We start from the raw sequence: 16316 nt of genomic DNA, 5'->3' as shown, positions 1-16316 counted from the left end.
CCAGCGGCAGGACCATCTCCTCCACCGGGATGTGGTCCAGCGTGCGCGCCCCGGCGACGAAGTGCACGGGCGGATACGGCTGCGTCGGCGACGCAAACCCACCGCATTCCGCGTTATCCACAGGCCCAGCACGCGGGCAGGGCTTGGGGCACTGTGGGGAGATGACGGGGACGGGGGACACGGTCTCGCTCAGCAGGCTGGCGGGTGCTCAGGGAGGGGTGGTGCTGACTGCTCAGGCGCTGTCGGGCGGCTGGAAGCGCGGGCGGTTGAACCGCCGGTTCAGCAACGAGGGGTGGACGCAGGTCTGCGCAGGGGTGTGGGTGGAGCCTGGGCGTGTGGTTGGGCCGATGGTGTTGCTGTGGGCGAACCAACTGGCGCATCCGCAGCTTGTGGTGAGCCATACAGCGGCCGCGGTGTTGCATGACATCGAGACCCGTAGACAGGGTGTGGAGTTCACCGGACCACCCGGGGCCAGGACGGAGGTCCACGGCGGCATGCTGCACCGGCTGCGGCTCGGCGCGGACGAGATCACGACGGTGGGCGGGCTGAGGGTGACCACGGTGGTGCGCACGATGGCGGACCTGCTGCGGGCCAGCCCGCGCGACGACGCGCTGGTGGCGGTGGAGTCGGCGGTGAGCAGGCGGCCCAGTCGATACGAGGACGTGAAGCGGCGCAGGGGGCCATTGACGACGCTGGGAGAAATCGCTGACGCCGTGCAGCGGGGGTCCACCATGCGCGGCAGGAAAGCCGCACGGGAGTGGCTGGCCCTGGTGGACCCCAAGGCGGGATCCCCGGCGGAGACGATCGCCCGGCTGAGGATGCGCGACGCCGGGCTGTACCCCGAGTCGCAGGTACTGCTCACCACCCCAACGGGCAGGCGGGCGTATCCGGATTTCTTCTTCCGGGCGCAGGGGCTGGTGGTGGAGATCGAGGGCTACCGGTGGCACGGCAGCCGAGCTCAGCATCAGCGGGACACGGTTCGCTTCAACGACCTGATGTCGTGCACGGAGGTGCGCCGCATCCTGAGGTTCACGGCGAACGACGTGTACCGGCGCCCTGGAGTGATGATCCGCGAGATCCAGGGCGCCTTGGCACGGTTTCCGGGCGTCCAGACCGTTTCGTAGCGGGCCGGACGCCTGAGGTCACTCGGGCGAGACGAGCGGTGTTACGAACCAACTCGGTGCCCCAGATGCCGCCCGAGCTGAGGTGCTTGCGTTGTTCGGGAGTGAGGGTGGATCCGTACCGACCGCTTGCGGTGAGTATGGGATGGTGACACGCCGACGGCACGGCGTGTCGCCGTCTCGTATCCACCGCGAACCGGGCTGTCCGCAGGGGGCAGGGTCAGGTGAGGGTTTCGCCGCCGTCGACGGTGATGACCTGGCCGGTGACGTAGTTGTTGGCCATGAGGAAGAGGGCAGAGGCGGCGGCTTCTTCGGCGGTGCCGAAGCGGCCGAGGGGAGCGGTCGATCCGGCGGTGGCGATCGCGTCGTCGGAGTCCAGCCCCGGCAGCGAGCGCAGGAGCGGGGTGTCGATCCGGCCGAAACGGACGGTGTTCACGCGGAGCCGTGCGGGGGCGAGTTCCACGGCGAGGGCCTTGGTGAGGGTTTCCACGGCGCCGCCGACCGACAGCGGGGCGGCCATTCCGGGAGCGGGGCGGACGACGAGGATCCCCGAGCTGAAGGTGAGCGAGCCTCCCGCGGGAAGCCGGGTCGCTGCCGCGCGGGCGGCTGCGAAGGCGGGCCAGAGGCGGGAGTCGAAGGTCGTGCGGATGTCATCCGCCGACAGCCCGGTCAGGGGGCCGGCGCCGCTGAGGCCGCCCGCGGTGAGGAGCACATGGTCGACGTGGCCCGCCCTGTCGAAGGCCCCGGCGAGGACCTGCTCGTCTCCGCCGTCGCCGGGAACGCCCAGCACGGCGTCGTCGGGGTCCTCGGCCGGGCCCGCGCTGCGCACCCGGGCGACGGCGGCCTTCAGCCGGTCGGGGTCGCGGCCGACCAGCACGACGCGGGCGCCGACCGAACGCAGCAGGACGCCGGCCGCCAGCCCGATGCCCGAGCTTCCGCCGATGAGGACGGCGGTGGTACCGGAGAGGGCGCTCGGCAGCGGTGAGCGAACGGGGATGGGGGTCGGCGTGTTCAAGGGAGGGCCTTCCGGTAGGGAGAATAAACCATCTAGTTGTTTTATTGCTGAGGCTGATACTGCTGCCTGGGCGGAGAGGTGTCAACCGGATGGTTTAATTCGTTCATGGCCTATGACGCGGAGGACACCAGACGGCGGATCTTCGACGCCGCTGCCGCCGAGTTCGCTGAGCACGGCCTGGCGGGAGCTCGGGTCGACCGGATCGCGACGGTCGCCAGGGCCAACAAGCAGGCCATCTATCTGTATTACGGGAGCAAGGAGAAGCTGTTCGCCGCCATCCTGCGGGCGAAACTCGAGGAGGTCCGCCTCTGCGTCGCCATCGATCCCGATGCGGTGGGCGAAACGGCCGGGCAGCTCTTCGACTGGTACCGGGAACACCCGGAGCTGATCAGGCTGCTGCTGTGGGAGGCGCTGGAGGCGTGCGACGAACCCGATGAGAGCGAGCGCAAGCGCCGTGACGGTTTCCGCGAGAAGGCCCGCCGGCTCGTGGACGTAGGCGGGGCCCACCACCTTCCCGAGGCCGCACGCGTGCGCGCCGCGCAGGACCTGTTGTTCACCCTCATGGGACTGATCGCCTGGAACTTCGCGGTGCCCAAGATGTGCCGCACGATCCTGGACGAGGAAACCGACCAGGCCGCCCTTGCCCGCCGCCGCGAGACGGTGATCGAAGCTGCTCGCACACTCGCCGCCACCGCCGGACGCCTCCACGGCGGGGTCTCGGGGTAACGGGACTCGGCCGAACCCGCCCCCTGCGGTGAACAACGACCACGGCGGGGCGGTGCGTCAGCGGCGTCAGGCAGGCGCGCAGCGGGCGGCCCGTTCCAGCAGGAGGTCGCGTTCGCGGGCGTTGTGGGTCTGGGTGGCCGCCCGCTCGAATTCGGCGCGGGCCTCCGCGGCGCGGCCCAGGCGTTCCAGGAGGTCGCCGCGGACGCTCGGCAGCAGGTGGTAGTCCTTCAGGGCCGGGGCGTCGGTGAGGGAGTCGACGATTTCAAGGGCGGGCGCGGGGCCCTGGGACATGGAGATGGCGACGGCTCGGTTGAGTTCGATCACGGGGGAGGGGGTCAGGGCCATCAGCCGGCCGTAGAGGGTGGCGATGGTGGCCCAGTCGGTGTCCTCGTAGCGGACGGCCTGGGTGTGGCAGGCGGCGATGGCGGCCTGGAGCGAGTACGGGCCGTGGCCGGCGCGGTGGAGGGCTTCGACGCCGCGGCGGATGAGGAGGCGGTTCCATTTGGCGCGGTTCTGGTCGGCGAGGAGTACGGGTTCGCCGTCGGGGCTGGTGCGGGCCGGGATACGGGAGGCCTGGAACTCCAGGAGCGCGGCGAGGCCGTGGACCTCGGGTTCCTTGGGCATCAGGCCGGCCAGGACGCGGGCCAGGCGGAGGGCGTCCTCGCACAGGGCGGGGCGGACCAGGTCGTCGCCCGCGGTGGCGGAGTAGCCCTCGTTGAAGATGAGGTAGATGACTTCGAGGACGGAGGCGAGGCGGGCGGCGCGGTCGGCGCCGTACGGAACCTCGAAGGGGACGTCGGCCTTGGCCAGCGCGCGTTTGGCGCGGACGATCCGCTGGGCGACGGTCGGCTCGGGGGCCAGGAAGGCGCGGGCGATCTCCTGGGTGGTCAGCCCGCCGAGCAGCCGCAGGGTGAGCGCGGCCCGGGCCTCGGTCGACAGCACGGGGTGGCAGGCGGTGAAGATGAGCCGCAGCAGGTCGTCGTCGATGTCGTCCGGGGTACGGTCCGCGAATCCGGGCTCGGACGGGGGCGTCTCCGTGAGGGACCGGCCGACCTCGGCCAGCTTGCGCGCGTACGTCTCCTTGCGGCGTACGAGATCGATCGCGCGGTGCTTGGCGGTGGCCATGAGCCAGGCGCCCGGCTTGTCCGGGACGCCCGACTCCGGCCACTGCTCCAGCGCGGCGACCAGAGCGTCCTGCGCGAGCTCTTCGGCGATGCCCACATCGCGCACGATGCGGGTGACACCGGCGATGATCCGCGCGGACTCGATTCTGAAGACCGTCTCGATCGCCTGGTCTGCTGCAGGGCTTGCTCCCGTCACGTCCACCCATCAGAGCAGCCGCACCACAACGAGGCAAGCGCGACCGGTCAGCCCTCGGCGATCTCGCGGACCTCGGCGGTGATGGTCCAGTAGTCCTCGTGGGTCTGGAGGAACCGCTTGGTCCACTCCAGCGCCTCGGCCTTGTCCTTGGCCTGGACGATCGAGTAGCCGCCGATGACCTCCTTGCTCTCGGTGAAGGGCCCGTCGGTGTAGCTGAGCTTGCCGCCGGACCAGGTGACCCGGGTGCCTTCGGAGGTGGGGGTGAGCCCGGCGGTCTCCAGCATCACCCCGGCCTTGGTGATCTCCTCCAGCAGCGCGCCCATACGCTCCATGAGCTCGGGGCTGGGGCCCTCGGCGGGGGCGTTCTGCTCGTCGATGCGGATCAGCGTCATGAAGCGCGGCATGGTGACTCCTTGGTTCTTTCGTTCCTTGGTTCTGCGGTTCTTTGTTCCCTGCTTTCACCCTTGCGTCGAACGGGGCACGGCCGGATCGACAGCCCCGGCAAAAAATCTTCGGGGTATTTCCGCACCGTGCGGCCGTGGGCGCTCGGGCGCACGATGGTAAGGACGTCGGCAGGGAAGAGGATGAGTACCGGTCGCCCACCACCCCGTCATCCCCTACGCCGCACCCGCCAGGCGGTGCGCGGCGGCGGGAGCGAGCGCACCGATCGGATGCTGCGGACGCTGCTGCGCCGCCGCAAGGAGCCGCTGACCATCTCGGACGTCACGGTCGTCGACCGGCCGCGGCTGCGCCGGGCGGTCGCCGCGACGGCGGTGGGCAACATGATGGAGTGGTTCGACTTCGGCGTCTACGCGTATGTCGCGGTCACCCTCGGCAAGGTCTTCTTCCCGTCGAGCTCACCGGCGACCCAGGTGGTGTCGACCTTCGCCACCTTCGCGGTCGCGTTCCTGGTGCGCCCGCTGGGCGGGCTGGTCTTCGGGCCGCTGGGGGACCGTATCGGGCGGCGGCGGGTGCTCTCGACCACCATGATCATGATGGCGATCGGCACCTTCGCGGTGGGGCTGCTGCCCAGCTACGCGGCCATCGGCTTCGCGGCCCCAGTGCTGTTGCTGGCGTGCCGGGTGGTGCAGGGGTTTTCGACCGGGGGCGAGTACGCGGGGGCGACCACGTACATCGCGGAGTTCGCCCCGGACCGGCGCCGCGGCTTCCTGGGCAGCTGGCTGGACTTCGGGACGTTCGTCGGTTACTCGCTGGGGTCCGGGGTGGTCACGGCGCTGACCGCCGTGCTCGGCGAGCGGGGGATGGTGGACTGGGGCTGGCGGGTGCCGTTTCTGATCGCGGGGCCGCTCGGGCTGATCGGGCTGTATATGCGGCTGCGGCTGGAGGAGACCCCGGCGTTCCGGCGGGAGGCCGAGCGGGCGGCGGAGGCGGTCGGCGCCGGGCGCGGGGACGTGGACCCGGTGGAGGAGGCGCGCCAGTCCGGTAAGGGCAGGCTGAAGGAGATCTTCACCCGGCACTGGCAGGCCGTGCTGATCTGTATGGGTCTTGTGCTGCTCTACAACGTCACCAACTACATGGTGACGTCCTACCTGCCGACGTATATGACCTCCACGCTCGGCCAGGACGCCACCACGGCCCAGGTGCTGGTGCTCGCCACCATGATCCTCGTCGCGTTGACGATCACCGTGGTGGGCCGCTCCTCCGACCGCTGGGGGCGGCGGCCGATGTTCATGGCCGGCAGTGTGGCGATGATCGCGCTCGCGATCCCGGCGGTGCTGCTGATCCAGGCGGGCGGGATTCTGATGCCCGCGGTGGGCTGTGTGATCCTCGGGCTGCTGCTGGTGATCTTCGCGGGGACCAGCGCGGCCACGCTGCCCGCGCTGTTTCCGACCCGGCTGCGCTACGGCGCGCTGTCGATCTCGTTCAATATCTCGGTGTCGCTGTTCGGCGGCACCACCCCGCTGGTCGCCTCCTGGCTGGTGGCGACGACCGGCGACAACCTGGTGCCGGCGTACTACCTGATGGCCGCGGGCCTGATCGGGCTGGTCTCCGCGCACTTCCTGCACGAGACCGCGGGCAAGCCGCTGCGTGGTTCGGGGCCCATGGTGGAGACCGTCGAGGAGGCGCGGAGGCTGGTGGCCGTGAGCCGGGCCCGGGCCGGGCGGCGGGCGCGGGATGTGTGGATCAGGCTGCGCCACCCGTGGGCGGCGCAGCGGCACCACCGGGACGGGGACGAGGGGCGGTGAGTTCGGTTCGTCCGACGCGTGCGGGTGCGGGGTTTGGAGGCGCACGATGGAAGTACGGCACAGGAGGTAACGCCATGTTGGAAGTCAAGACGATCGATAAGCCCGACGAGCGGCGCGACTTTCCCCGGGGCCACATCGAGGCTCTGCATCTGACCGGCCTGGATTTCGCCGTCGGCACCTTCGAGCCCGGCTGGCGCTGGAGGGAGTCGGTCCAGCCCATAGTCGGGACGGAAAGCTGCGAGGTGCCGCACCGCGGGATCATGACCCAGGGGCGGATGCGCGTCCGGATGGACGACGGGGCGGAGTCCGAGATCGGACCCGGCGATGTCTATGTCGTCCCGCCGGGGCATGAAGCCTGGGTGGTCGGTGACGAACCGGCCGTGTTGTACGACGTCGCCGGTGAGATGGCCACCGACTACGCGAAGGCGAAAGGTCCGAGCTGAGTGGCGATGGGGGACAGGGGCGGCGCCGGGCGGGGCCCGGTGGCGCCCCTCGTGTTCACGCCCGGCCCAGCGCCCTGGTGAGCGTGATCTCGATCAGCACCCGGTCCGGGTTGGGGGAGGGGGTGCGCTCGTAGCGCTCGGCGTAGCGCCGCACCGCGTCGTCGATGAGCTCGGCCTCGGTACGGATCACCGCCCGGCCCTCGAGCGTCGCCCACCGCCTCCCGGCCAACTGGCAGACGGCGACGGCCGCGCCGGAGGGGCCGGCCGCCTGGATATGGGCGACCTTCCGGCTGTGCTTGTTGGCGATGACGCGAGCGATTCCGGCCGCCGGGTCGTATGTGACACCGACGGGGACCACATGCGGCGTGCCGTCGGGGCGTGGTGTGGTCAGGGTGCACACATGGCGCTCGCGCCAGAAGGCGAGGTAGTCGGGGCCGGGGTCGCGGGGGTCGAGGGCCATGGTGGTCAATCTATCGGCTGTGCTGTTCACGGTGGCCGCCGCTCCCGACCCCTCACGCTCGAGCACTTGAGTGGAATAGACTCAACTTTACGGATGTCGGGCACGGCAGGGATTGAGTACGAATTGAGTGCCACCAGCGCGATGAGGAGGAACACGGGGACGTGGACGCCGAGCTGACCAACAAGAGCCGGGCGGCGGTGAGCGCCGCCAATGACCGAGCCGTCTCCGCGGGGCATGCGGACCTGACGTCCGCGCATCTGCTCCTGGCCCTGCTGCAGGGCCAGGACAACGAAAACCTGATGGATCTGCTGGCCGCCGTGGACGCCGATGTGGCCGTCGTACGGGACGGCACCGAGCGGCTGCTGGCCGGGCTGGCGAGCGTGCGCGGGTCGACCGTCGCCCCGCCGCAGCCGAACCGCGAGCTGCTTGCGGTGCTCGCGGACGCCGCCGAGCGGGCCAAGGACCTGGGCGACGACTACGTCTCCACCGAGCATCTGCTGATCGGTGTCGCCGCCAAGGGCGGCCGGGCCGGTGAGCTGCTGGCGGAGCAGGGGGCGGGCGCCAAGAAGCTGCTCGCCGCGTTCGAGAAGGCGAGGGGCGGACAGCGGGTGACCAACGCGGACCCGGAGGGCACGTACAAGGCCCTGGAGAAGTTCGGCACCGACTTCACCGCCGCCGCGCGCGACGGCAAGCTCGACCCGGTCATCGGCCGGGACCAGGAGATCCGCCGCGTCGTACAGGTGCTGTCGCGGCGCACCAAGAACAACCCGGTGCTGATCGGCGAGCCCGGCGTCGGCAAGACGGCCGTCGTCGAGGGCCTGGCGCAGCGGATCGTCAAGGGTGATGTGCCCGAGAGCCTGCGGAACAAGCGGCTGGTGGCGCTGGACCTGGGCGCGATGGTCGCGGGCGCCAAGTACCGCGGTGAGTTCGAGGAGCGGCTGAAGACCGTCCTGGCCGAGATCAAGTCGAGCGACGGCCAGATCATCACCTTCATCGACGAGCTGCACACCGTGGTCGGCGCGGGCGCCGGCGGCGACTCGGCGATGGACGCGGGCAACATGCTCAAGCCGATGCTCGCCCGCGGTGAGCTGCGCATGGTGGGCGCCACCACGCTCGACGAGTACCGCGAGCGGATCGAGAAGGACGCCGCGCTGGAGCGCCGCTTCCAGCAGGTGCTGGTCGCCGAGCCGACCGTCGAGGACACCGTCGCCATCCTGCGCGGACTCAAGGGCCGCTACGAGGCGCACCACAAGGTGCAGATCGCGGACGGCGCGCTGGTCGCCGCCGCGACCCTGTCCGACCGCTACATCACCTCCCGCTTCCTCCCCGACAAGGCCATCGACCTGGTCGACGAGGCGGCCTCCCGGCTGCGTATGGAGATCGACTCCTCGCCCGTCGAGATCGACGAGCTCCAGCGCTCGGTCGACCGGATGAAGATGGAGGAGATGGCGCTCGCCCGGGAGACCGACGAGGCCAGCAGGCAGCGGCTGGAGAAGCTGCGCCGCGACCTCGCCGACAAGGAGGAGGAGCTGCGCGGGCTGACCGCGCGCTGGGAGAAGGAGAAGCAGGGCCTCAACCGGGTCGGCGAGCTGAAGGAGAAGCTGGACGAGCTGCGCGGGCAGGCCGAGCGCGCCCAGCGCGACGGGGACTTCGACACCGCGTCCAAGCTGCTGTACGGGGAGATCCCCGCGCTGGAGCGCGTGCTGGAGGAGGCCTCCGAGGCCGAGGCCGAGGTCCAGGAGGGCCGCGGCACGATGGTCAAGGAGGAGGTCGGCCCCGACGCCGTGGCCGATGTGGTCGCGTCCTGGACCGGCATCCCCGCCGGGCGGCTGCTGGAGGGCGAGACTCAGAAGCTGCTGCGCATGGAGGACGAGCTCGGCAGGCGGCTGATCGGCCAGCTCGAGGCCGTACGGGCCGTCTCCGACGCCGTACGCCGCACCCGGGCCGGAATCGCCGACCCGGACCGGCCGACCGGATCGTTCCTCTTCCTCGGCCCGACCGGCGTCGGCAAGACCGAGCTGGCCAAGGCCCTCGCCGACTTCCTCTTCGACGACGAGCGGGCCATGGTCCGCATCGATATGAGCGAGTACGGCGAGAAGCACAGCGTCGCCCGGCTGGTCGGCGCGCCCCCCGGCTACGTCGGCTACGAGGAGGGCGGCCAGCTGACCGAGGCGGTGCGCCGCCGCCCGTACAGCGTGGTGCTGCTCGACGAGGTCGAGAAGGCCCACCCCGAGGTCTTCGACGTGCTGCTGCAGGTCCTGGACGACGGGCGGCTCACGGACGGCCAGGGCCGGACCGTGGACTTCCGGAACACCATCCTGGTCCTCACCTCCAACCTCGGCAGCCAGTACCTGGTGGACCCGCTGCTCGGCGACGAGGAGAAGAAGCAGAGTGTGCTGGAGACCGTGCGGACCTCCTTCAAGCCGGAGTTCCTGAACCGGCTGGACGACCTGGTGGTCTTCACCGCGCTCAGCGGCCCCGAGCTGGCCCGCATCGCCGAGCTGCAGATCGACCGGCTCGCCGAGCGCCTGGCCGAGCGGCAGCTGAAGCTGGACGTCACCCCGGCCGCGCTGGCCTGGCTCGCGGAGGAGGGCAACGACCCGGCGTACGGGGCGCGGCCGCTGCGCCGGCTGATCCAGACGGCGATCGGCGACCGGCTCGCCAAGGAGATCCTGGCGGGCGAGGTCAGGGACGGCGACACGGTCCGGGTGGACCGGATCGGCGACGATCTGCTGGTGGGCCCGGCACAGTAACAGTCCGCCCGCACTTGCACGTCGGGGGCGGGTGTGAGGGAGGATGGCGGTATCCAGACGAAGGGAAATCCACGGTGAGCATCGACCCGTCCTCGATTCCGAATTTCGGGGGCCAGCCCGAGCCGCAGGGTCCGACGGGCCCCGTGCTGCCCGACCAGGACCTGGTCAAGCAGCTGCTGGAGCAGATGGAGCTGAAGTACGTCGTCGACGAGGAAGGGGACCTCGCCGCGCCGTGGGAGCAGTTCCGCACCTACTTCATGTTCCGTGGTGAGGAGGAGCAGCAGGTCTTCTCGGTCCGGACCTTCTACGACCGGTCGCATGAGATCGAAGAGAAGCCGCGACTGCTCGAAGCGATCGACGACTGGAACCGTCGCACGCTGTGGCCGAAGGTCTACAGCCACACCAACGACGACGGCACGGTCCGGCTGATCGGCGAGGCGCAGATGCTGATCGGCACCGGCGTCAGCCTGGAGCACTTTGTGTCCAGCACGGTCAGCTGGGTGCGGGCCTCGATCGAATTCGACAAGTGGCTGGTCGAGCAGCTGGGCCTGGAGGCCGATATCGAGTCCGACGGCGACGACAAGCCGGACGACGACGAGGCCTGAGGACGACGGGGCCTGACGACGAGGCCCTGACGGCGACGAGGCCTGGCGGCCTGAACCGCCCCGGGCCTTGATGACGGCTGCGGCCTTGATGAGGCCTGCCTACATCGGGATGCGGGCCACGGTCAGCAGATACGTCCCATAGACGAAGGAGAGCCCGGCCAGCGCGCCGCCAATCAGCATGGCGGTGCGCGGCCGGGCTCTCGCCATCGCCACGGCCACCGGGAGCAGGAGCGGGAAGGCGGGCAGCAGGAAGCGCGGCTTGGAGGCGAAGTAGCCGCTGCCTCCGAGGGTGATGGCGACCAGCACCAGCGTGTAGATCAGCAGCGAGAGCGGCGGCCGGTCGGCCGTGAGCAGTGCGAACAGCAGCAGTGCGACGGCCAGGATCACCAGCGCCACGAAGTACGCGAACGCCGCCTTGCTGATCAGCAGGTTCCGGACGAACCGGAGGGCGTTCACGCCGAAGTCGAACCGGGACCCCCATTCGTTCTGGACGGCGAAGTAGCCGTGCCAGCTGCCGCGCCGGTAGCCCACCCAGGCCAGATAGCCGAGCCACCCCAGCGGCGAGAGCGCGGCGCCCGCCCACACCCGCCACGACGCTTGGCGTCCCAACACTTCGGCGGCGGCTGAGCAGCAGACCGCCGCCACGACGGCGATGCCGTTGGGCCTGGAGGCCCCGGCCAGCAGGGCCAGCGTCCCCGCCCACAGCCAGCGCCGGGTCAGGACCGCGTACAGCGACCAGGCGGCCAGCGCGGTCAGCAGCGGTTCGGTGTACGCCATGGACTGCACGATCGCGTGCGGCAGCAGCCCCCACAGCACCACCAGCGCCGTGCCCACGCGCCGCCCGTGCAGCCGCTCCCCGACGGCGTGGATCCCCCAGGCCGCCACCCCCGCCGAAACCCAGGCGACCACGAGCCCGGCGGTCACCGCGGTGATGGGCAGGAGGGTGGTGAGGGTCCGCATGAGCGTCGGGAACAGCGGAAAGAAGGCCATGTCGCTGAAGGTGACGCCGTGCTTGGCGGGGTCCGGCGGGAGGGTGCTGTTGTAGCCGTGCCGGACGATGCCCATGTACCAGACGCTGTCCCAGGAGTAGCCGAGCAGCGTACGCGGATGCTTGCCGGCCCACCCGGCCCAGACCGCCACGCACACCAGCCCGATCAGCCGGCCGGCGGCGTACAGCCCGAGCGCGGGCGCGGCCCGGCGCAGCGAGGCGCACAGGCGGGTTGTGGCACTGAGCGGAACCGGGGGTGGCGCCGGGGGCTCCGGGGCCCGTATGGGCGCGCTGGTGTCGGCGGACACGGGGCACCTCCGGAGGGGGTACACGCGGCTGTCGCGTGCCGAGCCCCGGGAATGCGGCGGGGCCCGGCACACCACGACCATGTGCGACGCCGCGCCCGCCCGCGACCGGGGTGACCCGTACGGGGGGCCGGGGCCGGCTCAGCCCGCGAGGCTCTTGAGGCGGGTCGCCGCCTCTTCGAGGACGCTCTCGCGCTTGCAGAACGCGAAGCGGACGAAGGGGGAGCCCTGGTCCTGGTGGTCGTAGAAGACGGCGTTGGGGATCGCGACGACGCCGCAGCGCTCGGGGAGGGCGCGGCAGAAGGCGAAGCCGTCGGTCTCGCCGAGGGGGCGGATATCGGTGGTGATGAAGTACGTGCCGGAGGGGCGGAAGACCGTGAAGCCCGCGTCGGCGAGGCCGCCGGCCAGCAGATCGCGCTTGGCCAGCAGGTCCTCGCGGATGGTGTGGAAGTAGCTGTCGGGCAGGCGCAGCGCCTCGGCGACCGCGTACTGGAAGGGGCCGGAGGAGACGTAGGTGAGGAACTGCTTGGCGGAGCGTACGGCCGCGACCAGCTCCGCCGATCCGGTCACCCAGCCGACCTTCCATCCGGTGAAGGAGAAGGTCTTGCCCGCCGAGCTGATGGTGACGGTGCGCTCGCGCATACCGGGGAAGGAGGCGAGCGGGGTGTGCTCGGCGCCGAACACCAGGTGCTCGTAGACCTCGTCCGTCACCACCAGCAGATCCCGCTCGGTGGCGAGCTCGGCGACGGCGGCCAGCTCCTCGCGGGTGAGGACGGTGCCGGTGGGGTTGTGGGGGGTGTTGAGGAGGATGAGCCGGGTGCGGTCGGTGACCGCGGCGCGCAGCTCGTCCAGGTCGAGCCGGAAGGCGGCGCCGTGCTCGGTGGCGTCCGGGCGGAGGGTGACCGGGACGCGGGTGCCGCCGGCCATCGCGATGCACGCGGCGTACGAGTCGTAGTACGGCTCCAGGGCGATCACCTCGTCGCCCGGCTCAAGCAGCGCGAGCAGCGAGGCGGCGATGGCCTCGGTCGCGCCCGCGGTGATCAGCACCTCGCGGTCCGGGTCGTACGACAGTCCGTACCACCGCCGCTGATGCTCGGCGACGGCGGTGCGCAGCTCGGGGATGCCGGGACCCGGCGGGTACTGGTTGCCGCGGCCGTCGCGCAGCGCGCGGACCGCCGCTTCGCGCACCTCTTCGGGGCCGTCGCTGTCGGGGAAGCCCTGGCCGAGGTTGATCGAGCCGGTCTCCACGGCGAGCGCCGACATCTCCGCGAAGATCGTGGTGCCGAATTCGGCCAGGCGGCGGTTGAGCAGCGGTCGTCCCATGGGGGTCATCCTCCGCCCAACCTCTGGACTTCCTCAACTCCGCTTTGACACTCCCAGGGCCCGGGCATCGTTCACAACAGGTACGGACCGGTACCTCGCTACGGGGGAAACGGAAGGGAGCGTGAGGTCCGATGGCCTTCATGGTCGTGCTGATCGTGGTGGCGTTCGCCGTCGCGGCGCTGGCCGCGCTCGGCACCGCGCGGACCCGGCGGGCCAGGGCCTGGGGCACCTCCGCGTACGGCGGCAAGTCCCATGGCAGCTGGTGGGCCGGCTCCGACGGATTCGGGGGACACAGTCACGGGGGTCACGGGGGACACGGGGGACACAGCGGAGGACATCACCACTCGTGCGGTGGCGGCGGGTCGTCGTGTGGGGGCGGCTCGTCTTGCGGCGGCGGCGGAGGTGGTGGCTGCGGAGGGGGCAGCTGACTCACGGGGGGTCGGCTTCTCCATCCGCCCCGTGCGCCCGGCGTGCCAAGGCACGCCGGGCGCACGGCTGTTGAGCGCCAGTGCCTATTGAACACATGAACTGATAGGCGCCCGCAGGGGTGGAAACCTGGCGAAGATGGGTAAAAACGATGTGGCGCGCGCTCATTTCATGATTCCGTATACCACCGACCCTACGGACCCCGCGTGAGCCCGAGTCGGCGCATCCGAACGCGCCCGGCTCACGGCGGGGCGGGCCGGCCCATCTCTTCCCCCTGCGCTGTTTGCGGAGCCGACCCATGCTCACGACCCTCAAGACTGCCTACACCGACACCCGCGCCGACGACCTCGCCTGGTCCCTGGGGCGGGAGCCGCTCCCGGCCCTGGCCGTGCTCGATCTGCGACTGCGCGAGTTCTCCGTACAGTTGAGGCTGCTCGGGGCCTCCCATCAAGTCCTCATGGAGGGCGAGGAGGGCTCCTGTTCGGAGACCGTGGCCTGTATGTCGGGGAACAGCACCCCGCTGCCGATGGGCGTCTCCACGGTCGTCGACGGCCGCGAGTACGAATTCGCGGCGCGCGTCGAGGAACTGTCGCGCGGTTCGTTCGCGGGGCGCGCGCAGGAACTGCTCGCGCTGGTGGCGGACCATCCGCACGGGCTGGCCGGCACCTTCCCCGGCAGTCCGCACGCGTTCACGGCGATGGTCGCGCAGTGCCGCGAAGGGGTGCTGAGCTGGCGGACCTGGCACGCCTATCCGCAGGAGGGGCGGCTGGTGGCGACGCGTACATGTGTGGGGGCGCGGGTAGCGGCGGTGCTGTGAAGCCCCCTTCCGGGGAGTGGGGCTAGGCACGGATGAGCGGCGGGCAATGCATCCGTGTGGGTGACGGGGCATGGGTGATATGTAACGTAGCGTGCCCTTCGTGATCGATTCGCCGGTGCCCGCCGCCCCGAGTTCCGCGCCGAGTTCCGCGCCGAGCGACGCCCTGAGTTCCGCGCCGAGCGACGCCCCCGGCGCTGCGCCGAGTTCCGCGCCGGGCACGCCGTCTCTCGTCGAGCCGGAGCGCCCGGCGCGGCTGCCCGTCCCGGCCGGGCTCGGCCGCTTCGTCGTGCTCGGCACCGTCTTCGTCTGCGCCGCCTGCGGGCTCGTCTACGAGCTCGAACTGGTCGCCCTCGCCTCCTATCTGATGGGCGATTCGGTCACCCAGGCGTCCGTCGTGCTGTCGGTCATGGTCTTCGCCATGGGCCTCGGCTCGCTGCTGGCCAAGCGGCTGCGCTGCCGCGCCGCCGTCGGCTTCGGCGCGGTCGAGGCGGTGCTCGCACTGGTCGGCGGCTGCTCGGCGATGGCGCTGTACGCGTGCTTCGTATGGTCCGGGCAGTCGCGCGCCGCGCTCGTCGGCTTCTCGCTGGCGATCGGGGTGCTGATCGGCGCCGAGGTGCCGCTGCTGATGACCCTCATCCAGCGGGTGCGGCGGCAGGACGCGGGCGGCGCGGTCGCCGATCTGTTCGCGGCGGACTATGTGGGCGCGCTGGTCGGCGGGCTGGCGTTCCCGTTTCTGCTGCTGCCCGCGCTCGGCCAGCTGACCGGCGCGCTGGTGACCGGCGCGGTCAACGCGGTCGCGGGCGGGGCGCTGGTGCTGTGGCTGTTCCGCCGCGATCTGAGCGCGCGGGCGCGGTGGACGCTGGTCGTGACCAATGTGGTGGTGCTCGCGCTGCTGGCCGCCGCCGCGGCGCTGACCCCCGCCTTCGAGCGGGCCGCCCGGCGGGCCGTGTACGGGCCGGACATACGCGTCGCCGTACGGACCGGCGTCCAGGAGATCGTGCTGACCGGCGGCGGGGCGGACGGGCGGCCGCTGTCCCTCTTCCTCGACGGCCGGCTGCGGGTCAGCGGGCGCGATGAGCTCCGCTACCACGAGGCGCTGGTCCACCCCGCGATGGCCGGACCGCACCGGCGCGTGCTGGTGCTGGGCGGCGGCGACGGACTCGCGGTGCGCGAGGTCCTGCGGTACGGCGGGGTCGGCTCGGTCACCGTGGTCGAAATCGACGCCGAGGTGGTGCGGTTGGCCCGCACCGACCCCGGGCTGACCGCCCTGAACGCGCACGCCTACCGCGACCCGAGGGTGCGGGTGGTCACCGCCGACGCGTTCGACTGGCTGCGCCGGGCGGACGGCGGGGACGGTGCGTACGGCTCGGGAGGCGGGCCCGCCTCGCGTACGCCCGGTGCGTACGACGTGGTGGTCTGCGATCTCCCCGACCCCGGCATCACGCCCAGCACCAAGCTCTACTCCCAGGAGTTCTACGGACTGGTGGAGCGCGCGCTGGCGCCCGGCGGACGGCTCGCGGTGCACGCGGGAACGCTGAGCGCGCGCCCTCGGGCGTACTGGACGGTCGAGGCGACGGTGCGCTCGGTCGGCCTGCGGACCGCGCCGTACACGGTCGGCAGGCAGCCGCCGGGCTCCTCGGGCGGGCCGGACCGCACCCCGGACCGCGCCCCGGGCGGGGTCGCCGCGGCGCCGCAGGACTGGGGCTTCGTGCTGGCCGGGCGCGCCCCCGTACGGCTGGGTCTGCCCGGCCACGGGCCGCGCCCGCGGTCCCTCACGCCGGGCGCGCTGCGGGCGGGCGGGCGAGAA

The 16316-nt window shown here is 71.4% G+C and carries 14 protein-coding genes; 8 read left to right on the top strand and 6 right to left on the bottom strand.

Annotation, left to right across the window (positions count from 1 at the left end; translation table 11 throughout):
* The first annotated feature begins 161 nt into the window (after positions 1–161).
* On the top strand, positions 162–1124 hold the full coding sequence (locus ACWDSL_RS45040) for a hypothetical protein (RefSeq protein WP_450494456.1): 963 nt from the start codon (positions 162–164) through the stop codon (positions 1122–1124).
* 217 nt (positions 1125–1341) lie between these two features.
* On the opposite strand, the gene ACWDSL_RS45035 is transcribed toward ACWDSL_RS45040, so the two are convergent.
* On the bottom strand, positions 1342–2136 hold the full coding sequence (locus tag ACWDSL_RS45035; RefSeq protein ID WP_450494454.1) for an SDR family oxidoreductase: 795 nt from the start codon (positions 2134–2136) through the stop codon (positions 1342–1344).
* Positions 2137–2241: 105 nt separating this feature from the next.
* On the opposite strand from ACWDSL_RS45035, the gene ACWDSL_RS45030 reads away from it, so the two are divergent.
* Positions 2242–2862 (top strand): TetR family transcriptional regulator, encoded by a 621-nt coding sequence (locus tag ACWDSL_RS45030; RefSeq protein ID WP_450494452.1) that lies wholly within the window; start codon positions 2242–2244, stop codon positions 2860–2862.
* A gap of 66 nt (positions 2863–2928) precedes the next feature.
* Here the strand turns inward: ACWDSL_RS45030 and ACWDSL_RS45025 are convergent, their stop codons facing one another.
* Positions 2929–4182 (bottom strand): RNA polymerase sigma factor, encoded by a 1254-nt coding sequence (locus ACWDSL_RS45025; protein ID WP_450494450.1) that lies wholly within the window; start codon positions 4180–4182, stop codon positions 2929–2931.
* 47 nt (positions 4183–4229) lie between these two features.
* Positions 4230–4586, bottom strand: coding sequence for a YciI family protein (locus tag ACWDSL_RS45020; protein WP_089504702.1), 357 nt, complete (start codon positions 4584–4586; stop codon positions 4230–4232).
* Between the two features lie 267 nt (positions 4587–4853).
* On the opposite strand from ACWDSL_RS45020, the gene proP reads away from it, so the two are divergent.
* Together proP and ACWDSL_RS45010 are read left to right on the top strand one after the other, a co-directional pair.
* Complete coding sequence (gene proP, locus ACWDSL_RS45015) at positions 4854–6389, top strand: glycine betaine/L-proline transporter ProP (RefSeq protein WP_450494458.1); 1536 nt, start codon at positions 4854–4856, stop codon at positions 6387–6389.
* A 74-nt stretch (positions 6390–6463) separates the two neighbouring features.
* Positions 6464–6832, top strand: coding sequence for a cupin domain-containing protein (locus ACWDSL_RS45010; protein ID WP_450494448.1), 369 nt, complete (start codon positions 6464–6466; stop codon positions 6830–6832).
* 55 nt (positions 6833–6887) lie between these two features.
* Here ACWDSL_RS45010 and ACWDSL_RS45005 read toward each other — a convergent pair whose 3' ends face one another.
* Complete coding sequence (locus tag ACWDSL_RS45005) at positions 6888–7292, bottom strand: pyridoxamine 5'-phosphate oxidase family protein (RefSeq protein WP_450494447.1); 405 nt, start codon at positions 7290–7292, stop codon at positions 6888–6890.
* Between the two features lie 161 nt (positions 7293–7453).
* Here ACWDSL_RS45005 and clpB point away from each other — a divergent pair, with 161 nt between their 5' ends.
* Entirely contained in the window at positions 7454–10045 is a 2592-nt protein-coding gene (gene clpB, locus ACWDSL_RS45000) for an ATP-dependent chaperone ClpB (RefSeq protein WP_450494445.1), read from the top strand.
* Between the two features lie 74 nt (positions 10046–10119).
* Positions 10120–10650: a YbjN domain-containing protein gene (locus ACWDSL_RS44995; protein ID WP_450494444.1), complete on the top strand. Its 531-nt coding sequence runs from the start codon at positions 10120–10122 to the stop codon at positions 10648–10650.
* 99 nt (positions 10651–10749) lie between these two features.
* Here the strand turns inward: ACWDSL_RS44995 and ACWDSL_RS44990 are convergent, their stop codons facing one another.
* Together ACWDSL_RS44990 and ACWDSL_RS44985 are read right to left on the bottom strand one after the other, a co-directional pair.
* Positions 10750–11946 carry a hypothetical protein gene (locus tag ACWDSL_RS44990; protein ID WP_450494442.1) on the bottom strand — a complete coding sequence of 399 codons (1197 nt, stop codon included), beginning with the start codon at positions 11944–11946 and terminating at the stop codon, positions 10750–10752.
* A 138-nt stretch (positions 11947–12084) separates the two neighbouring features.
* A complete protein-coding gene (locus ACWDSL_RS44985) occupies positions 12085–13275 on the bottom strand; it encodes a pyridoxal phosphate-dependent aminotransferase (protein WP_450494440.1) in 1191 nt (396 codons plus the stop codon).
* 715 nt (positions 13276–13990) lie between these two features.
* On the opposite strand from ACWDSL_RS44985, the gene ACWDSL_RS44980 reads away from it, so the two are divergent.
* Positions 13991–14509, top strand: coding sequence for a DUF2617 family protein (locus ACWDSL_RS44980; protein WP_450494438.1), 519 nt, complete (start codon positions 13991–13993; stop codon positions 14507–14509).
* A gap of 100 nt (positions 14510–14609) precedes the next feature.
* Positions 14610–16316, top strand: a 1707-nt coding sequence (locus ACWDSL_RS44975; RefSeq protein WP_450494436.1) for a polyamine aminopropyltransferase, incomplete at its 3' end; no start/stop codon positions are given.

The organism is Streptomyces sp. NPDC000941 (assembly GCF_053599555.1).
This window is presented reverse-complemented; position numbering and strand designations above follow the sequence as displayed.